Source organism: Streptomyces sp. NPDC002994, from assembly GCF_040611155.1.
Taxonomy (GTDB): domain Bacteria; phylum Actinomycetota; class Actinomycetes; order Streptomycetales; family Streptomycetaceae; genus Streptomyces.
The window spans coordinates 201,140-214,711 of the sequence record NZ_JBEXNQ010000010.1 but is presented as its reverse complement, the minus strand read 5'-3'; the positions used below and the strand labels follow the sequence as shown (position 1 = coordinate 214,711).

Sequence of the window (13,572 nt, the reverse complement as noted above, 5' to 3'; positions counted from 1 at the left end):
CCGGGGTTTGAGGAGCGGGGTCTGGGGCGGAGCCCCGGCTCGCCCCGCGCAGCGGCTCTCCCACCCGCCCCCACCACCCGGCACAATGGCGCCCATGCGCGCAGCCCGCCTCATCAAGATGGTGCTCCTCCTCCAGTCCCGCCCCTCCATGACCGCGGCCGAGTTGGCCCGCGAACTGGAAGTCTCCGAGCGCACCATCACCCGGGACGCGCAAGCACTGTCGGAGGCCGGTGTCCCGGTCTACGCCGACCGGGGCCGGACCGGCGGTTACCGTCTGATCGGCGGATACCGCACCCGGCTCACCGGCCTCGCCCGCAGCGAGGCCGAAGCACTCTTCCTCTCCGGACTTCCCCGCGCGCTCCGCGAGATGGGCCTCGACGACGCCGCGTCGGCGGCCCGTCTCAAGGTGTCGGCGGCGCTGCTGCCGTCCCTGCGGGACGCGTCCGACACAGCGGCGCAGCGGTTCCATCTGGACGCGCCCGGCTGGTACCAGGAGCCGAAGACGCCCGAGTTGCTGCCGACGATCGCGGAGGCGGTCTGGGACGACCGGATGCTCACCGCCCGCTACAGACGCGGCCACGATCGCGAGGTCGAACGGGAACTCGCGCCGTACGGCCTCGTGCTGAAGGCCGGGGTCTGGTACCTCTGCGCCCGCTCGGACGGGGACTTCCGGGTGTACCGGATCGACCGCTTCGCCGCGGTGGTCGTGTCCGAGGAGCGTTTCGTACGGGACGAGAGCTTTGTGCTGCCGGAGTTCTGGGAGGAGCGGGCAGCGGATTTCGCCCGCTCGATCCTGCGTTCCGAGGTGGTGGTGCGGCTGTCGGAGTCGGGCGCGCGGCGGCTGCCGTACGCCGTGGACCGCGCCGCGGCGACCGAGGCCCTGGCGGTGGCGGGGCCGCCGGACGAGCTGGGGCGGGTCACGGTGACCCTGCCGGTCGAGTCGTACGAGGTCGCCTTCAGCCAGCTCTTCTCCCTCGGGCCGGAGCTGGAGGTCCTGGAGCCGCCGGCCCTGCGCGAACGTTTCGCCGAGGCGGCGGCCCGGACAGCGCGGCTCTACGACTGGTGCGACTGAACGGCTTCTGCCCGTCAGCGGTAGTCGCTCGCCGGGGCGTCCTTGCCGCCCAGTGAGACCTCCATGATGTACGGCCAGGCGTCCGGGCGGCTTCCGTCGGTGTCCGTGAAGCCGTATTCCTTGGCGAGCTGACCGCTGGACAGCGACCGTCCGTTCCAGCGCGCCCGCTCCGGGTCGGCGGCGATGGCGGCGACCGCCCGGCCGACGTACACCGGTGACTCGGCGATCACGAAGTCGGGGACCTTGGCGATCGCGTCGCGCCAGTTCTCCTCGGTGACGCCGAAGGCGTCCAGCATCTCCTCGGAGCGGAGGAACCCCGGGGTGACGCAGACCGCCGTGCACCCCACGTCCTTCAGATCGTGACCAAGGTTGAACGCCATCCGGATCGGCGCGTTCTTGGCGAGGTCGTAGTAGAAGTTCTCCCGGAAGCGGGTGCGGTTGTACTCGTCCGTCCCGTCGGTCATTTCCACCACCAGGCCGCCCCGGTTCCGCACGAGCAGGGGCAGCGCGATGCCGAGCGTGATGGCGTGGGTCTTCACGCCGGCCTCCAGCATCCGCAGTCCGCGCGCGAGCTCGACGTCCCACATCTTCTTGCCGAATTCGAGCAGATGGTCGCCGCCCCAGAGGCTGTTGACCAGGATGTCGAGGCGCCCGTGCTCCCGGTCGACGCGTTCGACGAGCGACTTGACCTGGTCCTCTTCGAGGTGATCGGTGGGTACGGCGATGGCTTCGCCGCCCGCGTCGTTGATGAGTTCGGCCGTCTGCTCGATGGTCTCTCCGGGCCGGCCGACCTCGCTCACGTGCTCGCGGGTGGTGCGCCCGGTGACGTACACCGTCGCTCCCGCCGCTCCGAGCTGCACGGCGATCGCCCGTCCCGCACCCCTGGTGGCTCCGGCGACGAGTGCGATCCTGCCTTTGAGTGGTGCGGTCTGCTCGCTCATCCCTGCTCCTCCGCCGATCCGCTGCTGCGTGTCGTACGCATCGACACTGGCACTCAAAGCAGACACCTTCTGTCCTGTTTGCCGCACTGCGGGGCGCGCCCGGGCGTAGCCGGGTAACGACACAGCCGCATCCGGGGTACTCCGCGTGCGCGGGCCTGCGGCAAGGCCGATGCTTGTCCCGTGATGGACGAGACGGAATTCTGGGAGATCATCGACCACACCCGCGAGGCCGCCGAGGGCGACCCCGAGGATCATGCCGACCTGCTGGTCGACGCGTTGCTCCAGCTCGACCCCGACTCCGTGCTCGACTTCGCCCGACACTTCGAGGTCCGCTACAACCGCGCGTACCGCTGGGACTTGTGGGGCGCGGCCGCCGTGCTGCTCGGCGGTGCGAGCGACGACGCGTTCGACTACTTCCGCTGCTGGCTGATCGGCCAGGGCCGGGAGGTCTTCGAGGGGGCGCTGCACGACCCGGACAACCTGGCCGATCTCCTCGACGAGTTCGACGAGGAGGTCGACGGCGACGGCGAGGAACTGGGGTACGCCGCCGACGAGGCGTACGAGCAGCTCACCGGCGCGGTCGCCCCCGACCTGGGCGTCCCGGCGCAGAAGCCGGAGCCGGAGGGCACGCCGTTCGACTTCGAGGACGAGGAGGCCCTGACCGACCGCTTCCCCCGGCTGTGGGAGCGGTTCGGCGGGTAGCGAGTCAGAAGTGGGTCCCTCCGTCGATCCGGATCTCGGTGCCGGTGATGAGGGCCCCGTCCTCGGAGCCCAGCATGGCGACGACGCCCGCGACGGTCTCCGGAGCCGCGAAGCCCTCGCCGATGGCGGGGGCCAGCTTCATGAAGAGCGTCAGGTCCGCGTCCTCGGGCAGTCCGGGGCCCTTGCCGCTGGTCATGTCCGAGGAGATGGACCCCGGCGCGACGGCGACCGCGCGCAGCCCCTGCCCGCTGTACTCGCTCGCGATGGCGTGGGTCATCGACTGGATGCCGCCCTTGCTCGCCGCGTACGCCGCCATGTAGGGGTGCGCGAACGTGGCGGAGGTCGAGGAGAAGTTGACGACCACCGGCTTGTCACCGCCGAGCAGCGTCGGGATCGCTTCGCGGATCATCAGGAAGGTCCCCGTCAGGTTGACCGCGATGATCTTGTTGAAGAGGTCCAGCGTCGTCTTGTGGGTGTGCTCGGAGCGCAGGATGCCCGCCGCGTTGACCAGCACGTCCAGGCCGCCGCCCAGCGCCGCAACCGCTGCCGCGACGCCGTCGCGGACCGCCGCCTCGTCGGATATGTCGAACACGGCGGTGGTGAGGCGGTCGGCCACGCCGTCGGCGGCGGCCCGCTCGGCGGTCGCCTTCAGGCCGGTTTCGTTGACGTCGACGGCGACGACCCGGCCGCCCTCGGCGAGGATGCGGTGCACGGTGGCCCGGCCGATGCCCGAGCCGCCGCCCGTGATCAGTACGCGACGGCCTTCGTAACGGTTCATGCTGTCTCTCCGGTCTGCTGATGGCGGCGGGCTCTCTCACCTGCCCGCATTCCACGGTACGCCTACGTGGCACGTTTTGCCATAGCGTCATTTCGTGCATTTCGCGGTCTGTCAGGCGTACTCTTCCGGGGTGAGCACCCAGCCGCCGCCCGAGCCCCGGCAGTCCGCCCCCCAGTCGCCCTCGTCGCCCCCGCAGCCCTCCCTGACCGAGCGCCGCAAGGCCGCCACCCAGCTCGACATCGCCCGCGCCGCCGCCGAGCTCTTCGCCGAGCGCGGCCCCGACGCGACCACGGCCGAGGACATCGCCCACCGCGCGGGCGTGGCGCTGCGCACCTTCTACCGCTACTTCCGGAGCAAGCAGGACGCCGTCGCCCCGCTGCTCTCCGGCGGCGCCGACCGCTGGCGCGGCCTGCTCGCAGCGGCCGAACCCGGCACCGGAGTCCTCACCGCCCTGGAGAGCGCCGTCGCCGAGGCGCTCGCCACGCCCGACGCCCAGGCCGCCGAGCAGCTCGACTGGACGCGCGGCCTGCTCCGCGCGGCCGAGGGCGACCCCGCGCTGCGCGCCGTCTGGTACCGCGTGAACCAGGAGTCGGAGGAGCTGCTGGTGCCGGTCCTCGGCCGGCTGGCCGGCGCCGGGGCCGACCCCCTTGAGGTCCGGCTCGCCGCGGCCGCCGCCACCGCGGCCGTCCGTACGGCCTTGGAGACCTGGTCGGTGTCGGACGCCCCCGTCTCGGGCCCCGGCTCCCCCGCCGAACTCGCCGCGCGCTGCCTGAACGAGCTCATGGGCGGGATGCGGCTGCCGGCTCCCGGTCGCTGATCCCTCCGTGCCCGAGGGCGAGCAGGGCCACGTCGTCCCGCACGTTCTCCGCCTTGCCCGCGAAGCGCACCAGGTCCTCGCGTACGGCCTCGTTGAGTGCCATGAGGTCCTCCGCCGGGACGGTGGCGGCCAGCGCCGGCAGCCGCTCCGCGAGCGGATAGAAAGCGCCCGCGGCATCGCGCGCCTCCGTCACCCCGTCCGTGTGAGCCAGGATCCGGTCCCCCGGCTCCAGGGGTACGGACACCGCCGCCACCGGCACGGTCGCCGCCAGGCCGAGACCCAGCGGTGGCGCCGGATCCACCGGGAGCTCGCGCGCGGTCCCACCCCGCAGGAGCAGCGGCGCCGGGTGGCCGCAGCTGACCACCCGTACAACGGCTTCGTCGGCGGGGAACTCCAGCACGACCGCCGTGGCGAAGAGCTCCGCGTGCTCCACGGCGACGGAGTCGACCACCAGTCGCCGGTCCAGCCGCGCCGCGACCCCCGCCAGCTCCCCCTCGTCCAGCACGGCTTCCCGGAAGGCGCCCAGCAGCGCGGCGACCGTCGAAACGGCCTCAAGACCGTGCCCCTGTACGTCGGCCACCAGGGCCCGCACGCCGTGCGGCCCTTCGCGTACGTCGTAGAGGTCCCCGCCCACCAGCAGCCCGCGCTGCGCGGACCGGTAGAGCCCCGCGCACCGGACCGGGCCCACGGCGGCGGGCAGCGGCGGCAGCACGGCGAGCTGCGCGGCCTCCGCCACCGTGCGGACCGTCACGAGCTGCTGCTCGCGCCGGGTGCGCACCCACGAGATGACCACGCTGAGCACGACGACGACCACCACCGCGAGCAGGTCAGGCGTCTCGACGTCCCAGATCCGGCGGCCGAACGGCAGGCTCAGCGTCAGGAGGGTGAGGACGCCGAGCACGGCGACGCTCAGCGGGCCGTAGGCGAGGGCCGCGACGGGTGTCACGGCGACGACGAAGTAGCCGAGCTGGAGTGTCTGGGGCGTGACGATCTGGGCGAAGGTCAGGGCCGCGAGGATCACCGCGGGCAGGGCCCTGAGCCAGCGCGGCTGCGGCGTTCCGCGCAGCCAGCCGGGGGCCTCTTCCGCGCCCCTGGCCCGGGCCGAACTCATCGGGCCGAGGGCCCGCGGGGCATCGCGCGGGTCGCTGACGTGGGCGGCATCCGGAGTTCCTTCACCCCTCCCACTATGGCTCAGGGGCCTACCGCACGCCTCGTGAGCACGTCGTGTTCCCCCGCACCGCGGTGCGGGGGAATGCGGGGCAGGATGGGCGGCATGCGGATTGCGGTCACCGGCTCGACCGGTCTCATCGGTACGGCGCTCGTGCGCTCGCTGCGCGCGGACGGACACCAGGTGGTGCGCCTCGTCAGGCGTGCGGCGAGCACCCGGGAGGAGGTGACGTGGGACCCGAAGCGGCAGTATGTCGACGCCGACGGGCTCGCGGGGTGTGAAGCGGTCGTCCACCTCGCGGGGGCGGGCGTCGGTGACCACCGCTGGACCGAGACGTACAAGAAGGAGATCCGCGACAGCAGGGTCCTCGGGACGGCCGCGATCGCCGAAACCCTCGCTTCCATGGACGCGCCGCCGAAGGTTCTCGTGTGCGGTTCGGCGATCGGCTTCTACGGCGACACCGGGGAACGCGCGGTGGACGAGGAAGCGCCGCCCGGCGAGGGTTTCCTGCCGTCCGTGTGCGTGGAGTGGGAGGAGGCCGCTGCTCCGGCGCAGGAGGCGGGCGTACGGACGGTGTTCGCCCGTACGGGACTTGTGGTGGCCCGGGAGGGTGGCGCCTGGGGAAGGCTCTTTCCGCTCTTCAGGGCGGGGCTCGGCGGGCGGCTGGGGTCGGGCCGCCAGTACTGGAGCTACATCGCGATGCACGATCACATCGCGGCGCTGCGCCATCTGGTCGACACCGAGTCGCTCTCGGGTCCCGTCAACCTCACGGCGCCGCAGCCGGTCACCAACCGGGAGGTCACCGAGGCGATGGGGCGGTTGCTGAAGCGGCCTACGCTCTTCACGGTCCCCGCGCCGGCGCTGCGGCTCGCGCTGGGCGAGTTCTCCACGGACGTGCTGGGAAGCCAGCGGGTGCTGCCGCGGCAGTTGGAGGAGTCGGGCTTCTCGTTCGCGTTCCCGGGGATCGACGACACGCTGCGGGCGGCGCTGAACTGACGCCTGCGCTGAACCAAGCCGTCCGATTGACCGATTCCAATCGCTTTCTGTCCGTAGTACGACCATTGTGCTCCGGTTGTGCTCCGATGCCCCGGTCGGTGCGCGACTGTGCCCGTCCGTATCCGCTTCTACGCTTCAACTCGAACTCGGGCATTCCGTGAAGCTGTTGAGGGCATGAGTCCCCCCACAGACGCGCCGACCTCGGGGAGGGGCACGTGCTCACCACCGCACACCACGCGGACGTCGTCATAGTGGGGGCCGGGGTCGCCGGACTCTCCGCCGCCCACCAGCTGACCAGCGCCGGAGTAACAGTCGGCGTCCTGGAGGCAGCCCCTTGCGTGGGCGGCAGGATGGCCACCGAGGAGGTCGACGGTTTCCGCCTCGACCGCATCGGCCAGGTCCTCAGCACCGCGTATCCGGAACTGCTCCGCACCCCGGGCCTCGAAGGGCTCGCGCTGCGCACGTTCTCGCCCGGCGTGCTCGTCCACAGCGGGGGCCGCCGCTACCGCGCGGGAGAGGCCGGAAGCGCGCGGGGCGCGCTCAGCGCCGCGCGCGCCCTGGCAGGCACCTCGCGACCGCCGTTCGGGGGCGCGCTCGACCAGGCCCGTCTCGGCGCGGCGCTCGGGCGGTTCGCGGCCACACCCGTGCACCGGCTGATGGCCCGCCCCGAACGTCCCACCGCCGAAGCCCTGTCCGGACGCGGACTGCCGCCCCGTACGGTCGACGGCTTCCTGCGCCCGCTGCTCTCGGCGCTGCTCAGCGACCCGGAGCTCACCACCTCCAGCCGGTGCGCCGATCTCGCGCTGCGCGGCTTCGCACGCGGCAGGCTGTGCGTGCCCGAGGGCGGGGCCTCCGCGCTGCCCGAGCTGCTGGCTGCCACGCTGCCGCCAGGAACGGTACGTACGGGCGTACGAGTGACCGGCGCTTCCACCACCTCGGTCACCACCGAGGACCACGGCGCGTTCGGCTGCCGCTCCCTTCTGCTGGCCACCGGGGCCCGCGCCGCCGCCGGACTGCTGCCGGGCCTGCGGGTTCCGCCCTTCCACCGGGTGACGGTCTTTCACCACGCCGCGCCCACGTCCCCGCTCGCGGACCCCGCCCTGCTGCTGGACGCCGACCGGAGCGGCCCCGTCTCGCACACGGCCGTCCTCAGCGAGGTCGACCCGTCGCGCGCGCCGCGCGGCCGGTCGCTGATCTCCTCCACGGTCCTGGGCACACCCCCGCCGGACCCCGACCGTGCGGTACGCGCCCACCTGGCCAGGCTCTACGGCGTATCCACCGACGACTGGGAGCTCCTCGCGGTCCACCACGACAGGGAGGCGGTCCCCGCCATGCCGGCGCCGCACGACCTGCGCCGTCCCGTACGCCTCCTTTCGGGCCTGTACGTCTGCGGGGACCACCGCGAGACGAGCACGGTGCAGGGCGCGCTCCACTCGGGCCGCCGGGCCGCGCACGAGATCCTGACGGACTTCGGCATCCAGCCGGGTTACGCGGCGGAAGCGGTGCGCGAGGCGGCGTGATGCCTGCGGGGGGGGGCAGACGCCCTCTGGGCGTGTCCTCAAACGCCGGACGGGCTGGATTTGCCGCGCAGCGGCAATTCTCAGCCCCGCCGGGGCCACCGTCACCCCAGCGCCGCCACCCGGTCCCGGTAGTTGCGCACCGCCGCCGCGTCCCGGTACGGCTCCAGGCGCTTCTCGAAGTCCCGTACATACTCCAGCGCCCGGGCCGACCGCATCTCCGTAGCCTGCTGCGCGGACTCCGCCCCCAGCGCGCACGCCTGGTCCAGTTCCCCCAGCCCCAGCCGCGCGGTCGCCAGCACCACCCGGCAGAACAGCCGGCTCCGCGCATAGCCGGGCGCCCGCAGTTGCAGCGACCGCTCCGCGTGCTGCGCCGCCGCCCGGTACTGCTGGAGGTCCCGGTGGCAGTGGCCGAACTCGTCAGCCAGCTGGGCCTGGTCGAAGAACCGCGCCCAGTGCGGCAGTTCGTCCCCCGGCCGCGCCGACTCCATCGCCCGCTCCGCCCGTACGAGCGAGGCCGTGCACGCCCGGACCTCCCCCAGCACCCCGTGCCCACGCGCCTCCGCCGAATGCAGCAGCGCCTGTACCACGGCCGGTGCCGCGCTCCCCACGCCCTGCTGCGCCACCCGCGCCAGCTGCACCGCCTCCCGCCCGTGGCCGAGGTAGACCGCCTGACGGCTCATGGTGACCAGGACGTACGAGCCGTACGGGCGGTCGCCCGCCGCCTGCGCGAGCCGCAGCGCCTGGACGAAGTACCGCTGGGCGAGGCCGTGCGCCGCGATGTCGTACGACGTCCAGCCCGCCAGCCGGGTCAGATCCGCGGCGGCCGCGAAGAGCCGCCGCCCCGTCGCCTCCCCGTACGTACCGCGCAGCATCGGCTCCGTCTCGTGCTCCAGATAGCGCACCAGCGCCTGCCGGGCGTGCCCGCCGCCGTACGCGTCGTCCAGTGTCCGGAACAGCTCGCCGACCGAGCGCAGCGCCGCGATGTCGCCCGTGGAGACGCGCTGCCCGGGGCTGCGGTCGGTCTGACCGGTCTGGCCGGTCTGCCGCTGCCGCGGCACGGCGGGAGCGCGGCCCTGGAGGGGCACCCGTACGCCGTTCGCCGGCGGCGGATCACCGCGGGCGACCCGGTCGTCGGCGCGCCCGATCAGCCAGTCCCGGCTCGGGACGACGAGCCCCGCCGGGGTGAACGCGATCTTGCGGAGTTCGGCGTGGCTGCCCGAGTCCTTGCGCCACAGCCCGCTGACGATGTCGACGGCCTCCTCGGGGGTGGCCGCGAATTCCAGCCCCGCGTAAACGGGCGCGCAGGCGTCGAGCCCCAGGTCCTGGGCGGTCAGCCGCCGCCCGAGGCGCCGGGTGAACACCTCGGCGATCAGCGCAGGGGTGGTGCCGCGCGGCTGCTGGCCGCGCAGCCACCGGGTCACCGACGTCTTGTCGTACCGGAGATCGAGGCCGTGTTCCAGGCCGAGCTGGTCCACCCGTCGGGCCAGGCCCGCGTTGGAGAATCCCGCTTCCGCGATGAGCGCGGCGAGCTGGCGGTTGGGGGTGCGCTGCGGGGATCGTTCCGTCATCAGCTGTGCGGTCTCCTGCCTTCTGGGCGCCGGGCAGCAGCCCTCATGGAACGGCGCGAATTTAGCGACATATGCCATCCGTCCCGGTCCCTTCGGCCCACATTCATCCGATCGTGTGAGGATTCGTGGGCACGCTGACGAACGCCGACGAACACTGACGAAAACGACCTGCCCGGTGACCGGATTCGCCGCGGCCGTACAGTGGCTGAGGCGCGCGAAACGTGCCGGGTGTTCGTTCAAGGGAGGCGTTGCCGTGAGTGAGCTGCGGTTTGTCCGACTGGGGTTCGGCGCGGAAGCCGTCGAGTACCAGGAGGCCTGGCAGAAGCAGCGCGAGGTGCACGCGGCACGGTTCGCGGCCGAGGTCCCGGACACCTGCCTGCTCCTCGAGCACCTGCCGGTCTATACGGCCGGGCGGCGTACGCAGGACAGCGAGCGCCCGCTGGACGGCACCCCCGTGGTGGACGTGGACCGCGGCGGCAAGATCACCTGGCACGGTCCCGGCCAGCTCGTCGGCTACCCGATCATGAAGCTGCCGCGCCCGGTCGACGTGGTGGCGCACGTACGCCGCCTCGAGGACGCCCTGATCCATACGTGCGCCGACTTCGGCGTCGAGACGAGCCGGGTCGAGGGCCGCAGCGGTGTCTGGGTGCTGGGCGACCCGGTGGAGCAGCGCCCGTCGGTTTCGGTCGGCGGGCTGTCGCTGGACTTCGACCCGCGACTCCAGGACGAGGAGTTCGACCCGAGGCTGAACGGCCCCGAGTACGCCCCGTCCAACGCCGGCCAGCGCCGCGAGGACCGCAAGCTCGCCGCCATCGGCATCCGCGTCGCCAAGGGCGTCACGATGCACGGCTTCGCACTGAACGTGAACCCGGACAACACCTGGTTCGACCGGATCGTGCCGTGCGGCATCCGCGACGCGGGCGTCGCCTCGCTCGCGGGCGAGCTGGGCCGTGACGTCACCATCGGCGAGGTTCTGCCGGTCGTCGAGAAGCACCTTCGGGACGTACTGGAGAACGCGGACCTGGCCCCTCGTCCCGTCGAGACGGCCACCGTCTAGCGGCCGTCCGGCGGGCCGCCGAGCGGTTCGTCCAGTGCCCGGGGAATGCGGACCGCTGGCCATGGGTTGGCGAGACGTAATCCCCATACAAATATCGGGCGTACCCTGGTGGGCGCCGAAGAATCGAAGTCGTAGGGAGCCGGACGTGTCCGCAGTCGCACCCGACGGACGCAAGATGCTGCGCCTGGAGGTCCGGAACAGCCAGACCCCCATCGAGCGCAAGCCCGAGTGGATCAAGACCCGGGCGAAGATGGGCCCCGAGTACACCAAGATGCAGGCGCTCGTGAAGAGCGAAGGTCTGCACACCGTGTGCCAGGAGGCCGGCTGTCCGAACATCTACGAATGCTGGGAGGACCGCGAGGCCACCTTCCTCATCGGCGGTGACCAGTGCACCCGGCGCTGCGACTTCTGCCAGATCGACACGGGCAAGCCCGCCGCGCTCGACCTGGACGAGCCGCGCCGCGTGGGTGAGTCCGTCGTCACGATGGACCTGAACTACGCCACCATCACGGGCGTCGCGCGCGACGACCTGGAGGACGGCGGTGCCTGGCTGTACGCCGAGACCGTGCGCCAGATCCACGGGATGACCGCGGAGCGCGAGGCCGGCCGTACCAAGGTCGAGCTGCTCATCCCCGACTTCAACGCGGTCCCCGAGCAGCTGGCCGAGGTCTTCTCGTCCCGCCCGGAGGTCCTGGCCCACAACGTCGAGACGGTGCCGCGCATCTTCAAGCGCATCCGTCCCGGCTTCCGCTACGAGCGTTCGCTGGAAGTGATCACGCGCGCCCGCGAGGCCGGTCTGGTCACCAAGTCGAACCTCATCCTCGGCATGGGCGAGGAGCGCGAAGAGGTCAGCCAGGCGCTCCAGGACCTGTACGACGCGGGTTGCGAGCTCATCACGATCACGCAGTACCTGCGGCCCTCGCCGCGGCACCACCCGGTCGAGCGCTGGGTGAAGCCGCACGAGTTCGTGGAGCTGAAGGAGGAAGCCGACGAGATCGGCTACTCCGGTGTGATGTCCGGACCGCTGGTCCGTTCGTCGTACCGCGCGGGCCGGCTGTTCGGCCAGGCGATGGAGCGGCGGGAGCAGCTGGCGGCCACGCAGACTGTGTGAATCTGAGCACAAGCAATTACTGGCCAGTAATGGCCGGGATGACGCGGCCCGTACAGTCCCCGCAGGTGAGGGGGACCGTACGGGCCGCGTCCGCGTAGGCCGCGGATTCAGCCGTACGTGTTAAGGGTTCATGGGTGTTTGACCGCCAGGTCATGCGCTGGTAACACCAATCAGTGACCCTAGGTTTACGCACAGCTGCACTCAGCAGTCACTGCCGTTCCCGAGTCACCGCCCCGAGGAGGGACCCACACCATGCAGGCCGCGACCCCCGTCCGCGCTCACGCCATCCCGTCCGTCACCGACGCTCTGCGCGCGGTGGAGTCCCTCCTCATGCGCGGCGGACAGCGCACCGCACGCCGCAACGCCTGGACATCGGTGCTCGAAGACCGGCGCAGGGCCAAGGACCGGGTCGAGGCTCAGCACGTACTGGAGGCCGTGGCCGACCGGGCTTCCCAGGCAACGTAAACTTCACAGCATGGCGAGGAAGGAACGCGCAGACAACGCGGACACTGCGAACCCCGGGCGACTCAAGCAGATTGCCCTGACCTACAAGATGACCCGGCGGGCCGACTCCAAGATCGGTCTCGTTCTCGCGGGCGTGGGCATCGTCACGTTCGGTGTCTTCCTCGGGATCGGCTTCTTGATCGATCACCCGGTCTATCTGGGCATTCTGGGCTTCCTGCTGGCCTTCCTCGCGATGGCGATCGTCTTCGGACGCCGCGCCGAGCGGGCGGCCTTCGGGCAGATGGAGGGACAGCCGGGCGCTGCGGCCTCCGTGTTGCAGAACGTCGGGCGCGGCTGGTCGACGACTCCGGCGGTGGCGATGAACCGCAACCAGGACGTCGTACACCGGGCGGTCGGCAAGGCCGGCATCGTTCTGGTGGCCGAGGGCAACCCGAACCGGCTGAAGACCCTGCTGGCGGCCGAGAAGAAGAAGATGGCGCGCATCGTGGTGGACGTACCGGTCCACGACATCATCATCGGCAACGACGAGGGTCAGGTGCCGCTGAAGAAGCTGCGCACCACGATGCTCAAGCTGCCGCGCGTCCTCCAGGGCCCCCAGGTGACGACGACCAACGACCGGCTGCGCGCGATGGGCGACCTGATGTCGAACATGCCCCTCCCGAAGGGGCCGATGCCCAAGGGCGGGAAGATGCCGCGCGGAAAGATGCGCTGACTCCTCCACTCCCGTACGACACCCGTACGACACACTTCGAAGGGCGGCCCGGAACCGAGAGGTTCCGGCCGCCCTTCAGTCATTCTTCTGTCGTTCGTACGGTCAGATCCTGACCTGGACGGCGCGTGCGAGGCGGTCGTGCAGGCCGCGGCCGTCGCGGTCCCAGACCAGGGCCGGGATGGCGAGGCACAGCAGCACGCTGCGAACGAGGACGCGGAAGAGGCCGAGGCGGTCGCCGTTCTCCGCGACGACGCGCAGGCCGAAGAGGCGCTTGCCGGGGGTCGAGCCGATCGTTCCGACGGTGAGCACGCTCAGTACGAGCAGAACGCCCAGCGCCCAGTTCCCCGAGGCCTGCCAGTTACCCCCGGTGAGCAGCCCGTATGCGATCAGCATGCACAGGGCCCAGTCGACGAAGAGGGCGCCGAAGCGCCGGCCGAGGGGAGCGATGGCGCCCGGCCCCTGCTCCGGCAGTCCGAGCCGCTCACCCCGGTACCCGGTGTCGGCACCCAGCTGCTTGGCGGCTTCGCCCGGCCCGGAGAGCCACGATCCGATTGCTTGCCTGTTGTCCACCCGTACAAGGTACTGCGACCGCTTTCGTACCCTGGAGGTCGGGCCCCTTCGAGCCAGGTTCCGGAGCCGGTGCGGAGCCGGCCTGGAGCCGGTCC

At 71.7% G+C, this 13,572-nt stretch carries 14 protein-coding genes; 9 read left to right on the top strand and 5 right to left on the bottom strand.

Features of this window, described 5'->3' with window-relative positions; translation table 11 throughout:
* Window positions 1-94 precede the first annotated feature (94 nt).
* Window positions 95-1,072, top strand: a complete 978-nt coding sequence (locus ABZX79_RS16305) for a YafY family protein (protein WP_355256996.1) — start codon at window positions 95-97, stop codon at window positions 1,070-1,072.
* A gap of 14 nt (window positions 1,073-1,086) precedes the next feature.
* On the opposite strand, the gene ABZX79_RS16300 is transcribed toward ABZX79_RS16305, so the two are convergent.
* Window positions 1,087-2,013, bottom strand: coding sequence for an SDR family oxidoreductase (locus tag ABZX79_RS16300; protein WP_355256993.1), 927 nt, complete (start codon window positions 2,011-2,013; stop codon window positions 1,087-1,089).
* Between the two features lie 183 nt (window positions 2,014-2,196).
* Between ABZX79_RS16300 and ABZX79_RS16295 the strand changes: the two genes are divergently transcribed.
* Window positions 2,197-2,715 carry a DUF4240 domain-containing protein gene (locus ABZX79_RS16295; protein WP_355257121.1) on the top strand — a complete coding sequence of 173 codons (519 nt, stop codon included), beginning with the start codon at window positions 2,197-2,199 and terminating at the stop codon, window positions 2,713-2,715.
* 4 nt (window positions 2,716-2,719) lie between these two features.
* Here ABZX79_RS16295 and ABZX79_RS16290 read toward each other — a convergent pair whose 3' ends face one another.
* Window positions 2,720-3,493 carry an SDR family oxidoreductase gene (locus ABZX79_RS16290; RefSeq protein WP_355256991.1) on the bottom strand — a complete coding sequence of 258 codons (774 nt, stop codon included), beginning with the start codon at window positions 3,491-3,493 and terminating at the stop codon, window positions 2,720-2,722.
* Between the two features lie 202 nt (window positions 3,494-3,695).
* Between ABZX79_RS16290 and ABZX79_RS16285 the strand changes: the two genes are divergently transcribed.
* Complete coding sequence (locus tag ABZX79_RS16285) at window positions 3,696-4,310, top strand: TetR family transcriptional regulator (RefSeq protein WP_355257118.1); 615 nt, start codon at window positions 3,696-3,698, stop codon at window positions 4,308-4,310.
* On the opposite strand, the gene ABZX79_RS16280 is transcribed toward ABZX79_RS16285, so the two are convergent.
* Entirely contained in the window at window positions 4,273-5,421 is a 1,149-nt protein-coding gene (locus tag ABZX79_RS16280; RefSeq protein ID WP_355256988.1) for a PP2C family protein-serine/threonine phosphatase, read from the bottom strand. The two genes, ABZX79_RS16285 and ABZX79_RS16280, sit on opposite strands and share 38 nt — an antisense overlap.
* Window positions 5,422-5,574: 153 nt before the next feature.
* Between ABZX79_RS16280 and ABZX79_RS16275 the strand changes: the two genes are divergently transcribed.
* Window positions 5,575-6,474, top strand: coding sequence for a TIGR01777 family oxidoreductase (locus ABZX79_RS16275; RefSeq protein WP_355256985.1), 900 nt, complete (start codon window positions 5,575-5,577; stop codon window positions 6,472-6,474).
* Window positions 6,475-6,689: 215 nt separating this feature from the next.
* Window positions 6,690-7,994 (top strand): NAD(P)/FAD-dependent oxidoreductase, encoded by a 1,305-nt coding sequence (locus ABZX79_RS16270; protein ID WP_355256982.1) that lies wholly within the window; start codon window positions 6,690-6,692, stop codon window positions 7,992-7,994.
* 101 nt (window positions 7,995-8,095) lie between these two features.
* Here the strand turns inward: ABZX79_RS16270 and ABZX79_RS16265 are convergent, their stop codons facing one another.
* Window positions 8,096-9,562 carry a regulator gene (locus ABZX79_RS16265; protein WP_355256979.1) on the bottom strand — a complete coding sequence of 489 codons (1,467 nt, stop codon included), beginning with the start codon at window positions 9,560-9,562 and terminating at the stop codon, window positions 8,096-8,098.
* Window positions 9,563-9,815: 253 nt separating this feature from the next.
* Between ABZX79_RS16265 and lipB the strand changes: the two genes are divergently transcribed.
* The 4 genes from lipB (at window position 9,816) to ABZX79_RS16245 (ending at window position 12,907) form a co-directional block, all read left to right on the top strand.
* On the top strand, window positions 9,816-10,619 hold the full coding sequence (gene lipB, locus ABZX79_RS16260) for a lipoyl(octanoyl) transferase LipB (protein ID WP_355256977.1): 804 nt from the start codon (window positions 9,816-9,818) through the stop codon (window positions 10,617-10,619).
* Between the two features lie 145 nt (window positions 10,620-10,764).
* Window positions 10,765-11,730 carry a lipoyl synthase gene (gene lipA, locus ABZX79_RS16255; RefSeq protein WP_355256974.1) on the top strand — a complete coding sequence of 322 codons (966 nt, stop codon included), beginning with the start codon at window positions 10,765-10,767 and terminating at the stop codon, window positions 11,728-11,730.
* A gap of 252 nt (window positions 11,731-11,982) precedes the next feature.
* Window positions 11,983-12,195, top strand: coding sequence for a hypothetical protein (locus ABZX79_RS16250; RefSeq protein WP_214977557.1), 213 nt, complete (start codon window positions 11,983-11,985; stop codon window positions 12,193-12,195).
* A 10-nt stretch (window positions 12,196-12,205) separates the two neighbouring features.
* Window positions 12,206-12,907: a DUF4191 domain-containing protein gene (locus tag ABZX79_RS16245; protein WP_355256971.1), complete on the top strand. Its 702-nt coding sequence runs from the start codon at window positions 12,206-12,208 to the stop codon at window positions 12,905-12,907.
* 102 nt (window positions 12,908-13,009) lie between these two features.
* Here ABZX79_RS16245 and ABZX79_RS16240 read toward each other — a convergent pair whose 3' ends face one another.
* Window positions 13,010-13,477 (bottom strand): RDD family protein, encoded by a 468-nt coding sequence (locus tag ABZX79_RS16240; RefSeq protein ID WP_355256968.1) that lies wholly within the window; start codon window positions 13,475-13,477, stop codon window positions 13,010-13,012.
* Window positions 13,478-13,572 lie beyond the last annotated feature (95 nt).